Raw genomic sequence first — 14,297 nt, forward strand, 5'->3', positions numbered from 1 at the left:
TCCTCGAACCCCCGACTGCGGGAGTTCGAGGACGGGCCCCGGGGCGCCGATCCGGTGATCCCCGGCCGTGGCTCGGCCGCCCCGTCGCAGCCCGCGGCTACCGTCGGGCGCATGCAGAAAATCACCACCTTCCTCTGGTTCGACGACCAGGCCGAAGAGGCCGCCGCCTTCTACACCACCCTGTTCCCGAACTCCCGGATCACCGGGACCACCCGCTACGGCGAGGCCGGCCCCGGCCCGGCCGGCTCGGTGATGACCGTCGAGTTCGAGCTCGCCGGCCGCGAGTACGTGGCGCTCAACGGCGGCCCCGAGTTCCACTTCACCGAGGCGATCTCGCTCCAGGTGGAGTGCGACGACCAGCGGGAGGTCGACGAACTCTGGGCCAAGCTCAGTGCCGACGGCGGCCAGGAGGGCCCGTGTGGCTGGCTCAAGGACCGCTACGGCCTCTCCTGGCAGATCACCCCGCGGGTGCTGCTCGACCTGATCGCCGACGAGGACCGGGCCAGGGCGAGCCGCGCGATGAAGGCCATGCTGCGGATGCAGAAGATCGAGATCCAGCCGCTGCTCGCCGCGGCCGAGGGGTGAGGCCGTGACCGCCTTCGGCCACCGCGGCATCACCTACCTGCGGGCCACCCCCGAGCGGGTCTGGCACGCGCTCACCAACGCCGACGAGTCCGGCCTCTACTGGGGCCACCGCAACGTCTCCACCTGGCTGCCCGGGGCGCCCTGGGAGCACCAGCGGGCCGACGGCTCCGGCATCGCCGACGTCATCGGCACCGTCGAGGCGGTCGACCGTCCGCACCGGCTGGTCACCACCTGGGCCGGGCCGCAGGAGCAGCGCGCCGGCTGGCCCTCCCGGGTCACCTTCGAGATCCAGGGCTGGCAGGACCTCACCCGGCTCACCGTCACCCACGAGAACCTCGCCGACGAGGCCGCGCGGGCGGACGCCGAACAGGGCTGGTCGGCGGTGCTCGCCAACCTCAAGACCTACCTGGAGACCGGCCACCCGCTGCCGCAGCAGCCCTGGCTGATGCCCTGACCCCGTGACCCTTGACCCCGTGACCCTTGACCTCGTGGCCCTGACCCCCTGACCTCCTGACTTCCGAAGCCCCGGCAGCGGCTTCGGAACGGCGCCCGGCCTACGCCGCCGGGCGCTCCGCCTTGACGGACGTCCGGTCGCCGCGGGCCCGCTCGCCGCGCACCAGGCGGCGCAGTCCGGCGTAGCGGGAGAAGCGCTCCCGGTTCGCCACCGAGGCCCGGTCCAGCTCCTCCATCAGCCGCCGACTGCGGTGCTCCAGGTCCAGCTCGTCCAGGATGCGGTCCACCTCGGCCAGTATCGAACCGTGCAGCTGCCAGGCCTCCGGGTGCTCCTGGACCCTGCGCAGCAGCACCTGGGCGACGTTCTCCCGGCAGGCCCAGGCCGCCGCCAGCTCGGAGGTCAGCCGCTCCTCCGCCTCCTCGGCGCTGCTGCTCACCTGGGTGGTCACCAGTACCGCGAAGCTCACCAGCGCGCCGCCGATGTGCGCCAGCAGCTCCTCCAGCCCCACCGCGACGTCCGGCGGGAAGAGCCGCTCGCCGGGCGCGCGCCGCTTGGCCAGGTCGGTCAGCGAGCGGGCCAGCACCCGGATCACGACGACGCAGATCTCCAGGGTGTCCAGCCCGGTGCGCAGCACCAGCCGGGACAGCAGCCCCTCGCTGATCCGCGGGTTGAACCGCAGGCTGTCCTCGGCCTGGCGCAGCGCCGCGTCCACGTCGGCGATCGCCTGGTCCAGCCGGCGGGCCTCGTGCAGCCGCTCGGCGGCCCGGGCGACCGGGGTGGGGCGGCCCAGCTCCTCGGAGATGTCGAGCAGCAGCTGGCGGGCGCGCCGGGCGAGGCCCTCGATGGACTCCCCGGCGGTGTCCACCCAGACCGGCGGCGCGAACAGCAGGTTGAACAGCAGGCCGGCAGCGGCGCCGATGAGCGTCTCCAGCACCCGGTCCCAGGCCTGCGAGGCCAGCTTGGTCACGCCCAGGATCAGCATCGCGCTGATCGCGACCTCCTGGACGAACTCCTCGACCCGGACGAACCGGCCGACGACCAGCGAGGCCAGGATGATCAGCCCCAGGCTCCACCAGGAGAGCCCGACCACGGCGCTGAACCCGATCGCGATCAGCACTCCGACCACCACCGAGGTGACCCGTCGGATGCTGGTCTTGAGCGTCGAGTAGACGGTGACCTGGACGACCAGCAGCGCGGTCAGCGGTGCCGTCAGCGGGGCGGGCTCGCTGCTCAGCTGCGTCGCCACCGCATAGGCGATGGTGGCCGCGACGGTGGCCCGGACGGTCTGGACCACGAAGGGTTCTCGGGCGCTGCGGCGGACCAGGTCCGCGAGTGTCTCCGAAGGAAGGGCCATGTCGCCCTTCTTTCCCCGCAGCCACCACTCACACCGCTCCCGGGGCCGTCCGGCCACCCGTACGACCGCATCGGGGCGGATCGGAACGGGCCGACGTGCCCGCTGAGGCGTGTCGGCCGGGCCCGCCTCAGTTCTCGCGGTTGAAGCGCAGCTTCCAGGGTGCCAGCGCGGACTCGACCTGGACGCCCATGCTCATCTTCGAGGCGCCCTCGATCCGCTCCTCGAAGCGGATCGGCACCTCGCGGATCGTCATGCCCTGCCTGACGACCCGGTAGTTCATCTCGACCTGGAACGAGTAGCCGTTGCTCCGGACGGTCGGCAGGTCGATGGCGCGCAGGGTGTCGGCCCGCCAGGCCTTGAAGCCGGCGGTGGCGTCCTTCACGCCGAGGCTGAGGATCGCGTTGACGTAGAGGTTCGCCCAGGCGGAGAGCGCCTTGCGGTGCCAGGGCCACTCCTCGGCGGTCGAGCCGCCGTCGACGTAGCGGGAGCCCAGCACCACGGCGGTGTCGTCGGCGAGCAGCGCCTCGACCATCGCGGGTATCGCCGAGGCCGGGTGGGAGAGGTCGGCGTCCATCTGCACCACGATGTCGGCGCCCTCGTCCAGGGCCTTGGCCATGCCGGCCAGGTAGGCGCGGCCGAGGCCGTCCTTCTCGGTGCGGTGCAGCACGCCCACGGTGCCGCCGGAGTCCGCGGCGAGCTTGTCGGCGATCTCGCCGGTGCCGTCGGGGGAGTTGTCGTCGACCACCAGCAGGTGCAGGTTTGGCACCGGAAGCTCCGCGAGCAGGCCCGCGAGGACCGGGAGGTTCTCCCGCTCGTTGTACGTGGGGACGACCACAACGACCTTGGGGGAGGCCTCGACCATGTTCTGTTTCCCTCGTGCCTCGCCGGCGGCACGTTGCCACACCGGTCGGATTTCCTGATGACCTGCGCTGGTTGAACCGTGTGAGTGTACCGGCGGAACGATGCGTCCCTCACCCCGGCCGGGGGCGGAAGTCCGTTCGACTGCGATCCGGTACCCGTGACGGGCCGCATCCGCCCGGAACGACGGCCCCGGGGAGTTCGGCTCCGCGGAGAACTCCGCCCCGCCGCCCACGGCCGGCTGAGCCGGGCCCGCTACGCCGTGCCGTAGACGCCGGCGAGGTTGTCCAGGGCCGGGCGGGTACGGCCGGCAGGGCCGGCGGCGAAGGCGCGCAGGACGTTCTCGGTGACCTGGCGGACCAGGTCCCCGGCGTGCGAGTCGATGCCGTGGTCGGCCCTGCCGCCGCCGGGGCCGCGGGCCTCCAGCGCCTCGACCCAGCGCATCGTCCCGGTGGAGAACACCCCGGCTCCGCTCGGCACCGTGTAGTAGGCGGTGTCGGAGTGGGAGTGGCGGCCCTCGCAGACCACCGGGGAGTGGGCGATCACCTCGATCGGGCGAGGGGTGGGGAAGCCGGTGTCCACCCGGTCGTACTCCACCCCGACCAGGTGCGGGAAGGACGCCTCCGCTGCGACGCCCGTCCCCTCGAAGGCCCAGTGCCCGGGCGAGGTGACCACGTACGGGGCGTCCACCGGGTAGCCGTCGTAGATGACGCCGAGCATCGAGCTCTCCGGGTCGGCGCCCGGGCCGACCCGGAAGTCGGTGGTCGCCGGGGCGCCCGACCGGTGGCCCGGGTCCTGTGCCCAGGCGTCCTTGTAGCAGACCACGGTGCGGTCCGGCCCGAGGTCGGTCGGCTCGAAGCGGACCCGACGGAAGCAGCAGTTGGCGCCCAGGACCGCCAGGTTGGTCCCGGCGTCGCGGGCCGCGACCACGTTGGCCCGCTGCTCGGGCGACCAGTACTCGTCGTGGCCCAGCGACAGGACGGCGCTCGCCCCGGCCAGCAGGCCGGGCTCGCGGGCGACGTCGATGCCGGTGGTGTAGGCGAGCGGCAGGCCGAGCCGTTCGGCGAGGGTGACCAGCGGCGCCTCGTAGACCAGGAACAGTCCGGCGCCGTGGTCGTAGTCGTACGGCCGGTCGAAGACGACCTTCAGCGAGCGGGTGGCCAGGCCGCCGGTCGGGCCGTTGTAGAGGCTGTAGCCACCCCACTCGTTGTAGGCCTGCCAGGTCGCCGGGGCGCTCATGACCACGGCCTTGCCGGCGGTGCTCGCCGAGCGGACGGTGAGCGGGACGTAGCGCCGGCCGGAGCCGTCCTCGGCGTCCACACGCAGCAGGTAGGCGCCCTCGGGCCAGCCGGCGGTGTCCACCGCGAGGGTGCGCTGCCAGCCGGTCAGCACGGTGCGGGTCGCCGGGTCCACGTGCGGGGCGGCCTGCTTGCCACCGGGGACGTGCTCGCGGCGCCAGACCAGCCGGGCGCGGGCGCCGTCGTACCAGCCCATCCGATAGGCGGAGACGGTGAAGGCGGCGGCCGGGGTGGAGACGTGCAGGCCGAAGGTCTCGCCGGGCAGGACGCTGACCCGGTCGGCGAAGCCCTCGATGGCGCCGTCCGGGCCGGGGTCGGTGATCTCCCAGTCGGGGTTGCCGGGGAGGGAGCGCTCGCTCTTCGGACCGCTGTGCCCATCGGCGGCCGGGCCGGCGGTGCCGGGGTCGCCGGGCGCGGAGCCGGCCGGCGCGGTGGACGGGTGCGGGGCGGCGGCCGGGTCCGGGTGACCGGGGCCGCAGGAGGTGACGGCGGCCGCCATCAGGCCCAGGCCCAGAATCCTCCGCCGGCTCGGCTCCGCCACCGCGACCTCCCTGTTTCCCTGTTCCCGGGCGCCTCCGGGCCCGGCCCGTGTCCGTGGGCGCGTCGCTCCGGCCGGTGGCGCGCTGGGGTGCGCTGGCCCGGCGCGTCGGCCGCGCGGACATCCTCGCGTGTTTCACGAGGTCCGTGCAGGCCGCCGCGCCGCGCCGCGCCGGGCCGCGGGCGCGGTCGGGTGCGGTCGGCGGCCGGGAAGTTCGGCCGACGCGTGCGGCTGGTGTGTACGGCGGGGGACGGCCTGCCACCGGGGAGGGCCGTACGGGCGCAACCGGGCGTGTCGGCCCGCCGGGTAGCCCGGCCCCGGCGAGCCGGTCCCCTAGCCTGACCAGGCCCGCCGTCCGGCGGCCACAGGGGGGCCGGAGCGGTGCGCGCCCGGCCGAGTCGTGGACAGGGGTGCACGTGGTTTCGTCGGGGTCGGCCGAACCGGGGGCGGGGCCGTCCTCCCGGCGCCAGCGGTTCCGGGCCTGGATGCTGGAAGGCCTGGCCGACATGGCCAAACAGCACCCCGGCCCGCACGCCCAACCGTCGCGGGAGAAGGGGCAGCGCTGGTGGCGGGTCATGTGCCTGACCGGCCTGGACTACTTCTCCACGCTCGGCTACCAGCCCGGCATCGCCGCGCTCGCGGCCGGCCTGGTCTCGCCGCTGGCGACCATCGTGCTGGTGGTCGTCACCCTGCTCGGCGCACTGCCCGTCTACCGGAGGGTCGCCCAGGAGAGCCCGCACGGCGAGGGCTCGATCGCGATGCTGGAACGGCTGCTGTCGTTCTGGCAGGGCAAGCTCTTCGTGCTCACCCTGCTGGGTTTCGCGGCCACCGACTTCATGATCACCATCACCCTGTCCGCCGCCGACGCCAGCGCGCACCTGGTCGAGAACCCGCACCTGCACAGCGCCCTGACCGGCAAGCAGATCACGCTGACCATGATCATGATCGCGTTGCTCGGCGCGGTCTTCCTCAAGGGCTTCAGCGAGGCGATCGGCCTGGCCGTGGTGCTGGTCGCGGTGTACCTCACGCTGAACGTGGTGGTGGTGGCCAACGGGCTGTGGCACGTGCTCAAGGCCCCGCACGTGTTCAGCGCCTGGACGGACGCGCTGGTCGTGGAGCACGGCAACGTGTTCGCGATGATCGGCGTCGCGCTCATCGTCTTCCCGAAGCTGGCGCTCGGCCTGTCCGGCTTCGAGACCGGCGTCGCCGTGATGCCGCACATCGAGGGCGACCCGGACGACACCGAGGAGAAGCCCACCGGCCGCATCCGCGGTGCCCGCAAGCTGCTGACCACCGCCGCCGCGATCATGAGCGTGTTCCTGATCACCACCAGCTTCATCACCACGCTGCTCATCCCGGCCGACCAGTTCAAGACCGGCGGCCAGGCCAACGGGCGGGCGCTCGCCTACCTGGCCCACGAGTACCTGGGCAGCACCTTCGGGAGCGTCTACGACCTCTCCACCATCGCCATCCTCTGGTTCGCCGGGGCCTCCGCGATGGCCGGTCTGCTCAACCTGATGCCGCGCTACCTGCCCCGCTACGGCATGGCCCCGCACTGGGCCCGTGCGGTGCGACCGACCGTCATCGTGCTCACCCTGATCGCCTTCCTGGTGACCTGGATCTTCGACGCCAACGTGGACGCCCAGGGCGGCGCGTACGCGACCGGCGTGCTGGTGCTGATCAGTTCCGCCGCCATCGCCGTCACCATCGCCGCCCACAAGGCCGGGCAGCGCCGCTGGCGGACCGGCTTCGCGGTGATCGCCGCGGTGTTCCTCTACACCACGGCGGTGAACATCGCCGAGCGGCCGGACGGCGTCAAGATCGGTGCCTGCTTCATCGCGGGCATCATGCTGGTCTCCTTCCTCTCCCGGCTCAAGCGCGCCTTCGAACTGCGTGTCACCAACGTGGTGCTGGACGACGTCGCCGGGCGGTTCGTCCGGGACTACACCCACCGCCCGCTGAGGCTGATCGCCAACGAGCCGAACAGCCGGGACCTCGCCGAGTACCGCGACAAGATTCACCAGATCCGGCGGGACAACGACATCCCGGCCGAGGACGACCTGGTCTTCGTCGAGGTCACCGTGCTCGACCCGTCCGACTTCGAGGCCGAACTGACCGTGCGCGGCGAGGTGCTGCACGACCGCTACCGAGTGCTGACGCTGGAGAGCTCCAGCGTGCCCAACGCACTGGCCGCCCTGCTGCTCCAGGTCCGCGACCTCACCGGGCAACAGCCGCACATCTACTTCGAGTGGACCGAGGGCAACCCCTTCGCCCAGTTCCTGCGGTTCTTCCTGTTCGGACAGGGCGAGATCGCCCCCGTCACCCGTGAGGTACTGCGCGAAGCCGAACCGGACCGCTCGCGTCGCCCGGCCGTGCACGTGGGCTGAACGGCGCGGCCGCGCCGGCCCGGCCGCCGCGCCGGCCCACGTCGGCCGGGAACGGCTCGTCCGACCGGCGATCCGGGCCCGGGGCCGGTCAGCGGTTCTGGTGGGACCTGCTCCACGCAGGGGAGACCACGGCCACCAGGGCGACGGCGAAGGCGAGCTGCAGGATATGGCGGATCCAGTCGACGCCCGAGGTGTGGCGGACGCCGATCCAGCCGGAGACGGCGTTGCCGAGCAAGGCCCCGGCGGCGCCGAGCAGCATGGTCAGCCACCAGGGAATCGACTGCGGTCCGCGCAGGACCAGCTTGGCGATCACGCCCAGAACGAAGCCGATGAGCAGAATCCACAGGAGCTGGAACATCGCGGTCCACCTTCCGGGCGCTCGCCGGGCCGACGGCCCGGTGCGCCGAATCACCGATGACGCGGTTCGTCCCATGATCACCCGGATCGGGCGAACGGGCACGTCGACAGGAGATCGCGCAGGTCAGCGGTGTGACGGTGGGGCCGATCCCGGCGGCAGGGGCGAGAACGCGCCGCAGGTCGGGCCGGAAAGTCGCTGTCCGTCGACGCGGCGGCACGGATAGGAATGGGCGGGACGCGGACGCGCCGCGTCACCGAGAGGAGCCGACCCCCGTGACACGCCTTCGCGCCGCCGCGCTGACCCTGGGCTGTACCGCCGCCGCACTGACCCTGACCATGGGGACGGCCCAGGCCGCGCCCGGTGACACCAGCACCATCTGCTCCTCCTCGCTGACGCCGGGCGGCTACGTGGACGTCCAGTGGTGGAACAGCGGCGGCTGCGGCTCCGGGTTCAACCCGAACACCAAGAAGATCATGCAGCTCACCGGCTACCCGGTCGGCACCGTGGTCAACGCCTGCGCCTCCACCTGGCCGCCGGCCGGCTGGACGATCGTGAGCAGCTACTACAGCTCCGGCTGCAACTACTCCGCGGTGCCGAGCCTTGAGAAGAACTCCTGGCAGCTCAAGCGCGTCTCCTGACGCCGGCGCACGACCCGACGGCGGCCGGGGCCTCAGTCGCCCCGGACCGCCGCGACGGCCTCGCGGACCTTCGGGTGCGGATCGCCCGCCAAGCCGTCCAGCAGTTCGGCGACGCCCGGGGTGGACCAGTGGCCGACGGCCCAGACCAGGTCCTTCCGCACCTCCGGGTCCGGGTGGGCGGTCAGGCGGGCGAGGCGGTCCACCGGGCCGCGTCGGCGCAGACCGAACCAGTGCAGCGCGGAGCGCAGTTCGGCAGGATCGCCCGGTTCGCCGGCTGCCGCGATCCGCGCGAGCAGCACGGGGACGGACGGCGGCGGGCCGTCCAGCGGGTGCGGGTGGCGCTCGCGCAGCCGGCGGCTGCCGTACTCGCCGTAGATGCGGCATCCGAAACAGGTGCAGGGCCGGGTGCCGTGGGCGCCCGGGAGGTAGCGCCAGCCGGTGACCTGCGGCACGGCGCGGACCCGGTGCACCTCGCGGGCGCCGACCGCGCGCGGCAGGAACACCTCCCAGCCGCGAGGGTCGGCCAGTGCGCCGATCCGCCGGACCGCCTCGGCGGCCCGCAGCGGCTGCTGGGCGGCCCGGGCACGGTCGCGGTAGTGCCCGGTGAGGACCTCCTGCTCGTCGTCCAGCCGGAGGTGCACCGCGATCAGCGCTCCCTTGGGGCCGAACCGGGCCAGCTCGCGCAGCCACTGGTGGGTCAGCGTGTACGAGGGCAGCACGGGGAAGCAGTACACCCCGCGCACGCCGCCCTGGCCCCGGCTGTCGGCGCGGATTCCGGCGCGGCGGATGCGCGGCGCGTTCGCCGCGGCGGTCAGGTGCACGAACATCGCCATGGGGCGCGATCCTAGCGAGCGGCAGGGTGTCGGTCCGAGCGGTTTTTCCGGGACGTGACCCGCCGGGCCGGGCGGGCTCCGCGGGTCAGACGGTCTCCGCACGGCGCTCGATCAGGGCGGCCAGTCCGTCCAGGATGCGCTCCAGGCCGAACTCCAGCGCCTGGTCGCGACCGCCCGGGTCGGCCATGGCGGCGGCGACGGCGGGGAAGCGGTCGGCGTGCTCCCGGACCACGGTGCCGAGGGCGGCGAGGAGTTCGGCCTCCGGATTGCCGCCCGGGCCGACGGCGCGGGACTGCGCGGCGATCCCGCGCACGTGCCCGGTGAGCAGGACGGCGGCGTCCATCCGTTCGGGCCCGGTCAGCCCGTGGCCGTCGAGTGCCGCCACCACCTGCTCCAGCCAGGCGAGTTCCTTCGGACCGAGCGCCCGCGCGCCGACGGTGGCGTCCAGCAGCCACGGGTGCCGGGCGAAGGATTCGGCCAGGTGGTGGGCCCAGACGGTGAGTTGCTCCCGCCAGCCGGTGCCCTCCGGCGCCGCGGGGGGCGCGTCGACGGCCGATTCGACCATCAGGGCGATCAGTTCGGCCTTGCCGGGGACATAGCGGTAGAGCGACATCTTGGTGAAGCCGAGCTGCCCGGCCACCTTCTGCATGGAGACCGTGCCGAGCCCCTCCGCATCGGCGGCCTCGACCCCGGCTGCGGCGATCCGCTCCAGGCTGAGGGCGGGCTTCGGCCCCCGGGTGGGCTTGGCCGGCGGCCCCCAGAGCAGCCGCACCGTGTCGTTCGCCGCCTCGGCCATCATCCGCTCCCGTCCCGGGGCCCGTCCAGGTTCCGTCCCGGGCTGCCGGCCGTGTCTTCGCCCCGGGGCTTCCACCCGGGGGTTGCCCTCCCGATCCAACTGTGTCTACCGTACACAGCAATAAATAGTGTCCGCCAGACACAGTTTCCCGACCCTCGGACGGAGTGGTTTCCGTGAGCACCAAGGTCCTGATCTCGGGCGCGAGCATCGCCGGCCCCGCGCTGGCCCACTGGCTGGGCCGGTACGGCTTCGAGGTGACCGTGGTCGAGCTGGCCCCCGCACTGCGCGACGGCGGTCAGGACGTCGACTTCCGCGGCCGCACCCACCTGACCGTGCTGGAGCGGATGGGCGTCCTGGAGGAACTGCGCGCGCTCGGCACCGGCGGCAGCCCGATGACCTTCGTGGGCCCCGACGGGCGCCGCCTGCTGCACCTGCCCGCCGAGTTCGCCGGTGGCGACCTGGAGGTCCCGCGCGGGGAGCTGGCCCAGCTACTGCACCGGCACAGCAGCGTCCGCGCCGAGTACGTCTTCGGCGACTCGATCACGGCGCTGGAGGAGACCCCGAGCGGGGTCCGGGTCGCCTTCCGGCGCGGGGCGCCGCGCGAGTTCGACCTGGTGATCGGTGCCGACGGACTGCACTCCAACGTCCGCCGGCTCGCCTTCGGCCCCGAGCGGCGCTACGTCCGCCACCTCGGCTACTACGCGGCGACCTGGCAGCTGCCCAACGAGCTCGGGCTGCCGGTCGGCGGGGTCGGCCTCAACGTCCCCGGCCGGCTGATGTCCGTCGGCTCCGCCCACCGGGACCCGGCCCGGGCCGGTGCGTTCTGCCTCTTCGCCTCGCCCGAACTGCGCTACGACCGCCACGACCCGGCACGGCAGAAGGCACTGGTCCGGGCCGCCTTCGCGGGCCTCGGCTGGCGGGTGCCGCAGCTGCTGGAGAGCCTGGACGCCGCTCCCGAGCCGTACTTCGACTCGATCAGCCGTGCCGACGTGCCCGCCTGGTCGACCGGCCGGATCGCCCTGATCGGCGACGCGGCCTGCGGCGCGACCATCGGCGGCATGGGCACCGGAACGGCGGTGGTGGCCGCGTACGTCCTGGCGGGCGAGCTGGCCCGGGCGCGCGGCGACCACCGGGCCGCCTTCGAGCGGTACGAGAAGCTGCTGCGCGGCTACGCGCAGGGCTGCCAGAAGGGCGGGGACCGGACCGGGCCGTTCCTCGCGCCGCGCACGGCCACGGGGCTGCGGTTCCGCAACGCGCTGCTCAACCGGCGCTGGGTGCTGGAGAAGATGCTGGAGCTGGGCAAGCAGGTCAGCAGCGTCGAACTGCCGGACTACGAGCGGGAGCCGTCCCGCCGGCCGAAGACCGCGGGCTGAACGCGTGGGCCCGGCGCGGCGGGCCGAGCCTGGTGCCGTTGTCGAGCAGCGCCTCCACCCGGGTGCTCGCCCGGGCGGCTCGCTCGACGGCCGGGGTGCGGGGCAGGGGACGTGTTCGCAGGTCAGGGCCCAAGGTCCCACCCGTTCGGCCCCTTGGCCCCTGGCGATCGCGGCCGCCGCGAGCGATGCTGCCGGTACCGGCCGGTCCGTGCCGGGTCGGACCAGCATCGTTGGACGAGGTGAACCGGCGTGCGGCATGCCACCGTCGAATCCGTGATGACCAGCCCCGTGGTCCTGGTCTCGCCCGAGACCGGATTCCGGGAGATCGTGGCGCTGCTGAGCGAGTACGACATCACCGGCGTACCGGTGGTGGACCCGGAGGGGCGGCCGCTCGGTGTGGTCTCGGAGGCCGACCTGCTGCGCACCCTGGCCGCGCAGGAGGACTCGGCCAGCCTGCTGCCCGCGCCCGAGTCGGCGCAGGCGGGCCCGGACGGCGAGGTGACCGCGGCCGACCTGATGACGGCGCAGCCGGTCTGCACCGTGCCCGACACCAGTGTGGTCGCGGCGGCCCGGCTGATGAGCCGGCACGGCCTGAAGCGGCTGCCGGTGCTGGACGAGGAGGGGCGGGTCATCGGCGTGGTCAGCCGCGGTGACCTGCTGCGGGTGTTCCTGCGCGAGGACATGGTGATCCGGCGGGAGATCGTCGAGGAGGTGCTCGGCCGGATCGACGGGGTCAGCCCGGCGGAGGTCGGGGTGGAGGTCAACCAGGGGCGGGTGGTGCTCAGCGGCAGCGTGCCCGAGCCGCACTTGGTGCCGATCGTGCTCAACCTGTGCCGCTCGGTGGACGGGGTGGTCTCGGTGACCGACCGGCTCGGTGCCGGGGGAGCGGCGCCCGTTGGCTGACCGGTCGCGCCGTTCCCGAATCGCACGCTCGTCCATGGTCGAACGATTCGCTCCGCATACTGCGGAGGGTATCGGGTAACTCACTCTGTGTGCCCGCCGGTGTGGACCGCCGGGACACCGGAGCTTCGGGGAGGCGGCCGTGGCGGTCGTGTTCGACGCGGACTTCACTTCGACCAGTCAGTGGATCGCCGGGCGCAGCAGCGCCTATCCCCGGATGGGACCGACCAACCGGAGCGACCACAAACTCGACTACCTCAGCCGCGACTACTGCCCCGACGGGGTGTTCACCGCGACCAGGCGGCACAGCGGCGGGCTGTGGAACTGCAACCTGCTGACCACCGAGGGCAGTCCGGACGGCTTTCAGCTCCGTGCCGGGGACGTGCTGACGGCGAGCGTGACGCTGCCCGTCGAGCTGGGCGCCTGGCCGGCCATCTGGACCTGGCGGGACGGCGGCAACGAGGTGGACGTCTTCGAGTACCACCCGGACAACCCGGACCTGCTGGAGATCTCCAACCACGTCCGGGGCGGCTACCGGTACTGGCACGGCGCGAGCGCCGGGATCGGTCCGGGGGCGACTTTCGGCATGCGCGTGGTGCTCGGCGCGAACTCCGTGGACTGGTACGTGGAGGACGAGCTGGTCTACGCGGACCTGCACGGGGTCGGGTCCGAGTGGCACGCGTACCTGATCGTCAACATGTCGGTGGCGGACGGGACGTACCACGACCGGCCGCCGTACGGCGGGCCGGACCGGCTGAGCTGGGTGTGCCACGGCCTCCAGGTCGCACGCTGAGCGGGCGGGCGGGCGCGCGGTCCGGCAGTGCGGGCGGCTACGGCTCGTGGGGCGCGAACGCGGCGGTGATCGGGCCGCGGGGGGCGTACCCGCTGCGTGGGCCGACCGGGGTGAGCAGGTCGCGGGGGCCGTGTGGCCGGTGCGGGCCGTGCGGGCCGTGCGGGCCGTGCGGGCCGTGTGGGCCGGAACGCTGGAACCAGACCGCCCGGCGGTGCGGGCCGATGTGGGCGGGGTCGGTCACATACAGGTCGTCGCGCGGGGCGCGCTCGTTGCCCGGGGCGAGCGCCGCGTCCACGGCGTGGTCGGCGATCGCGCGCAGCAGCGCGGTGGCGGTGGTCTCGGCGGCGGCCGGTGCGATGGCGAGGGCGGTGAGTTCGGTCCAGAGCGCGGTGGCGACGTAGCCGATCGGGGAGTGTCCGAGCGCCGGGTGGGGGCGCGGGTCCGGGTGCCGCCGCAGCACCCCGGCGGCGACGAGCTGCTCGGGGGAGCGGTCGTCGTGCGGCGGGTGGAAGGCCATGGGCGGCTGCTGAGCCGTGGGCCACTGGGGATGGGGCGTCGGCTGGGGATGGGGTGTGGGCGGCGGGTGGTGGGTCACGAGCGGCACGCTACCCCGGTGGGCGCCGGGTCGGGCGCCGGATCGTTTTCTCAGGCTTCCCTCACGCCGCTTTCACCGGTGACGGGCGCACGATGGTGGTAAGGCGCTGCTCGCCTCGGCGGGCCCCACGGGGCCGGAGGAGGAGGTCCTGATGAGGTACTGGCACGGCCACGTCGTGGGTGGCTGGGGCATGGGGATGATGGTGTTCGCGATGCTGCTGGTCCTGGTGATCCTCGTGCTCCTGGCCGTGGCTCTGTTCCGTTACATATCGCGCTCGCGGCAGCCGAACTCGCCCGGTCGGACGGCTCCGGGCGCCGGGGGAGCCGGGCCGGACGGTCCGAGGGGCTGGGGCCAGGCAGGGCAGGGGAGCCAGGGCGTGAGCCCGGAGCAGTTGCTCGCGGAGCGGTTCGCGCGGGGCGAGATCGACGCGGAGGAGTACCGGCACCGAGTGGACACGCTGCGTTCGGCGAACGGGCCGGGCGGCGGCGATTGACCCCGGGGGCGACGGACCGGGCCCGCCGCGGTTCGCGTGCGGCG

Annotated in this window: 15 protein-coding genes; 8 read left to right on the forward strand and 7 right to left on the reverse strand. The window is 73.4% G+C overall.

Annotated features, from left to right (window positions below):
- Positions 1–111: 111 nt before the first annotated feature.
- Positions 112–585, forward strand: a complete 474-nt coding sequence (locus ACFU7Y_RS25365; RefSeq protein ID WP_224283534.1) for a VOC family protein — start codon at positions 112–114, stop codon at positions 583–585.
- A gap of 4 nt (positions 586–589) precedes the next feature.
- Positions 590–1,039, forward strand: coding sequence for an SRPBCC domain-containing protein (locus ACFU7Y_RS25370; RefSeq protein WP_380769753.1), 450 nt, complete (start codon positions 590–592; stop codon positions 1,037–1,039).
- A gap of 100 nt (positions 1,040–1,139) precedes the next feature.
- Here ACFU7Y_RS25370 and ACFU7Y_RS25375 read toward each other — a convergent pair whose 3' ends face one another.
- The 3 genes from ACFU7Y_RS25375 to ACFU7Y_RS25385 all read right to left on the reverse strand — a co-directional run bounded on the left by ACFU7Y_RS25375 (position 1,140) and on the right by ACFU7Y_RS25385 (position 5,048).
- Positions 1,140–2,393: an aromatic acid exporter family protein gene (locus ACFU7Y_RS25375; protein ID WP_224283532.1), complete on the reverse strand. Its 1,254-nt coding sequence runs from the start codon at positions 2,391–2,393 to the stop codon at positions 1,140–1,142.
- Between the two features lie 127 nt (positions 2,394–2,520).
- Positions 2,521–3,255: a polyprenol monophosphomannose synthase gene (locus ACFU7Y_RS25380; RefSeq protein WP_224283531.1), complete on the reverse strand. Its 735-nt coding sequence runs from the start codon at positions 3,253–3,255 to the stop codon at positions 2,521–2,523.
- Between the two features lie 251 nt (positions 3,256–3,506).
- Positions 3,507–5,048 (reverse strand): N,N-dimethylformamidase beta subunit family domain-containing protein, encoded by a 1,542-nt coding sequence (locus ACFU7Y_RS25385; protein ID WP_380769757.1) that lies wholly within the window; start codon positions 5,046–5,048, stop codon positions 3,507–3,509.
- Positions 5,049–5,593: 545 nt separating this feature from the next.
- Between ACFU7Y_RS25385 and ACFU7Y_RS25390 the strand changes: the two genes are divergently transcribed.
- Entirely contained in the window at positions 5,594–7,474 is a 1,881-nt protein-coding gene (locus ACFU7Y_RS25390) for an amino acid transporter (RefSeq protein WP_224282194.1), read from the forward strand.
- An 88-nt stretch (positions 7,475–7,562) separates the two neighbouring features.
- Here ACFU7Y_RS25390 and ACFU7Y_RS25395 read toward each other — a convergent pair whose 3' ends face one another.
- Positions 7,563–7,832, reverse strand: coding sequence for a GlsB/YeaQ/YmgE family stress response membrane protein (locus ACFU7Y_RS25395; protein WP_224282195.1), 270 nt, complete (start codon positions 7,830–7,832; stop codon positions 7,563–7,565).
- A gap of 272 nt (positions 7,833–8,104) precedes the next feature.
- Here ACFU7Y_RS25395 and ACFU7Y_RS25400 point away from each other — a divergent pair, with 272 nt between their 5' ends.
- Positions 8,105–8,470 (forward strand): hypothetical protein, encoded by a 366-nt coding sequence (locus ACFU7Y_RS25400; protein WP_224282196.1) that lies wholly within the window; start codon positions 8,105–8,107, stop codon positions 8,468–8,470.
- A 32-nt stretch (positions 8,471–8,502) separates the two neighbouring features.
- Here ACFU7Y_RS25400 and ACFU7Y_RS25405 read toward each other — a convergent pair whose 3' ends face one another.
- Together ACFU7Y_RS25405 and ACFU7Y_RS25410 are read right to left on the reverse strand one after the other, a co-directional pair.
- On the reverse strand, positions 8,503–9,303 hold the full coding sequence (locus ACFU7Y_RS25405; RefSeq protein WP_380769754.1) for a HEAT repeat domain-containing protein: 801 nt from the start codon (positions 9,301–9,303) through the stop codon (positions 8,503–8,505).
- Positions 9,304–9,388: 85 nt separating this feature from the next.
- Positions 9,389–10,099 carry a TetR/AcrR family transcriptional regulator C-terminal domain-containing protein gene (locus ACFU7Y_RS25410; RefSeq protein ID WP_380769755.1) on the reverse strand — a complete coding sequence of 237 codons (711 nt, stop codon included), beginning with the start codon at positions 10,097–10,099 and terminating at the stop codon, positions 9,389–9,391.
- A gap of 173 nt (positions 10,100–10,272) precedes the next feature.
- Here ACFU7Y_RS25410 and ACFU7Y_RS25415 point away from each other — a divergent pair, with 173 nt between their 5' ends.
- The 3 genes from ACFU7Y_RS25415 to ACFU7Y_RS25425 all read left to right on the forward strand — a co-directional run bounded on the left by ACFU7Y_RS25415 (position 10,273) and on the right by ACFU7Y_RS25425 (position 13,165).
- Entirely contained in the window at positions 10,273–11,472 is a 1,200-nt protein-coding gene (locus tag ACFU7Y_RS25415) for an FAD-dependent monooxygenase (RefSeq protein WP_224282199.1), read from the forward strand.
- A gap of 276 nt (positions 11,473–11,748) precedes the next feature.
- Complete coding sequence (locus ACFU7Y_RS25420; RefSeq protein WP_263455240.1) at positions 11,749–12,375, forward strand: CBS domain-containing protein; 627 nt, start codon at positions 11,749–11,751, stop codon at positions 12,373–12,375.
- 139 nt (positions 12,376–12,514) lie between these two features.
- Positions 12,515–13,165 carry a beta-glucanase gene (locus ACFU7Y_RS25425; RefSeq protein ID WP_224282201.1) on the forward strand — a complete coding sequence of 217 codons (651 nt, stop codon included), beginning with the start codon at positions 12,515–12,517 and terminating at the stop codon, positions 13,163–13,165.
- A 37-nt stretch (positions 13,166–13,202) separates the two neighbouring features.
- Here the strand turns inward: ACFU7Y_RS25425 and ACFU7Y_RS25430 are convergent, their stop codons facing one another.
- A complete protein-coding gene (locus tag ACFU7Y_RS25430; RefSeq protein ID WP_380769756.1) occupies positions 13,203–13,682 on the reverse strand; it encodes a hypothetical protein in 480 nt (159 codons plus the stop codon).
- A 229-nt stretch (positions 13,683–13,911) separates the two neighbouring features.
- Here ACFU7Y_RS25430 and ACFU7Y_RS25435 point away from each other — a divergent pair, with 229 nt between their 5' ends.
- Positions 13,912–14,253: an SHOCT domain-containing protein gene (locus ACFU7Y_RS25435; RefSeq protein WP_224282203.1), complete on the forward strand. Its 342-nt coding sequence runs from the start codon at positions 13,912–13,914 to the stop codon at positions 14,251–14,253.
- Positions 14,254–14,297: the final 44 nt, after the last annotated feature.

This window comes from Kitasatospora sp. NPDC057542, from assembly GCF_042801945.1.
Classification (GTDB): Bacteria; Actinomycetota; Actinomycetes; order Streptomycetales; family Streptomycetaceae; genus Kitasatospora.

Bases quoted from the DNA above. Each gene is read 5' to 3' on its own strand.
- ACFU7Y_RS25365 (WP_224283534.1), top strand. From the start codon at position 112: ATGCAGAAAATCACCACCTTCCTCTGGTTCGACGACCAGGCCGAAGAG.
- ACFU7Y_RS25375 (WP_224283532.1), bottom strand. From the start codon at position 2,393: ATGGCCCTTCCTTCGGAGACACTCGCGGACCTGGTCCGCCGCAGCGCC.
- ACFU7Y_RS25390 (WP_224282194.1), top strand. From the start codon at position 5,594: ATGGCCAAACAGCACCCCGGCCCGCACGCCCAACCGTCGCGGGAGAAG.
- ACFU7Y_RS25420 (WP_263455240.1), top strand. From the start codon at position 11,749: ATGACCAGCCCCGTGGTCCTGGTCTCGCCCGAGACCGGATTCCGGGAG.
- ACFU7Y_RS25430 (WP_380769756.1), bottom strand. From the start codon at position 13,682: ATGGCCTTCCACCCGCCGCACGACGACCGCTCCCCCGAGCAGCTCGTC.
- ACFU7Y_RS25395 (WP_224282195.1), bottom strand. From the start codon at position 7,832: ATGTTCCAGCTCCTGTGGATTCTGCTCATCGGCTTCGTTCTGGGCGTG.
- ACFU7Y_RS25410 (WP_380769755.1), bottom strand. From the start codon at position 10,099: ATGGCCGAGGCGGCGAACGACACGGTGCGGCTGCTCTGGGGGCCGCCG.
- ACFU7Y_RS25435 (WP_224282203.1), top strand. From the start codon at position 13,912: ATGAGGTACTGGCACGGCCACGTCGTGGGTGGCTGGGGCATGGGGATG.
- ACFU7Y_RS25385 (WP_380769757.1), bottom strand. From the start codon at position 5,048: ATGGCGGCCGCCGTCACCTCCTGCGGCCCCGGTCACCCGGACCCGGCC.
- ACFU7Y_RS25380 (WP_224283531.1), bottom strand. From the start codon at position 3,255: ATGGTCGAGGCCTCCCCCAAGGTCGTTGTGGTCGTCCCCACGTACAAC.
- ACFU7Y_RS25405 (WP_380769754.1), bottom strand. From the start codon at position 9,303: ATGGCGATGTTCGTGCACCTGACCGCCGCGGCGAACGCGCCGCGCATC.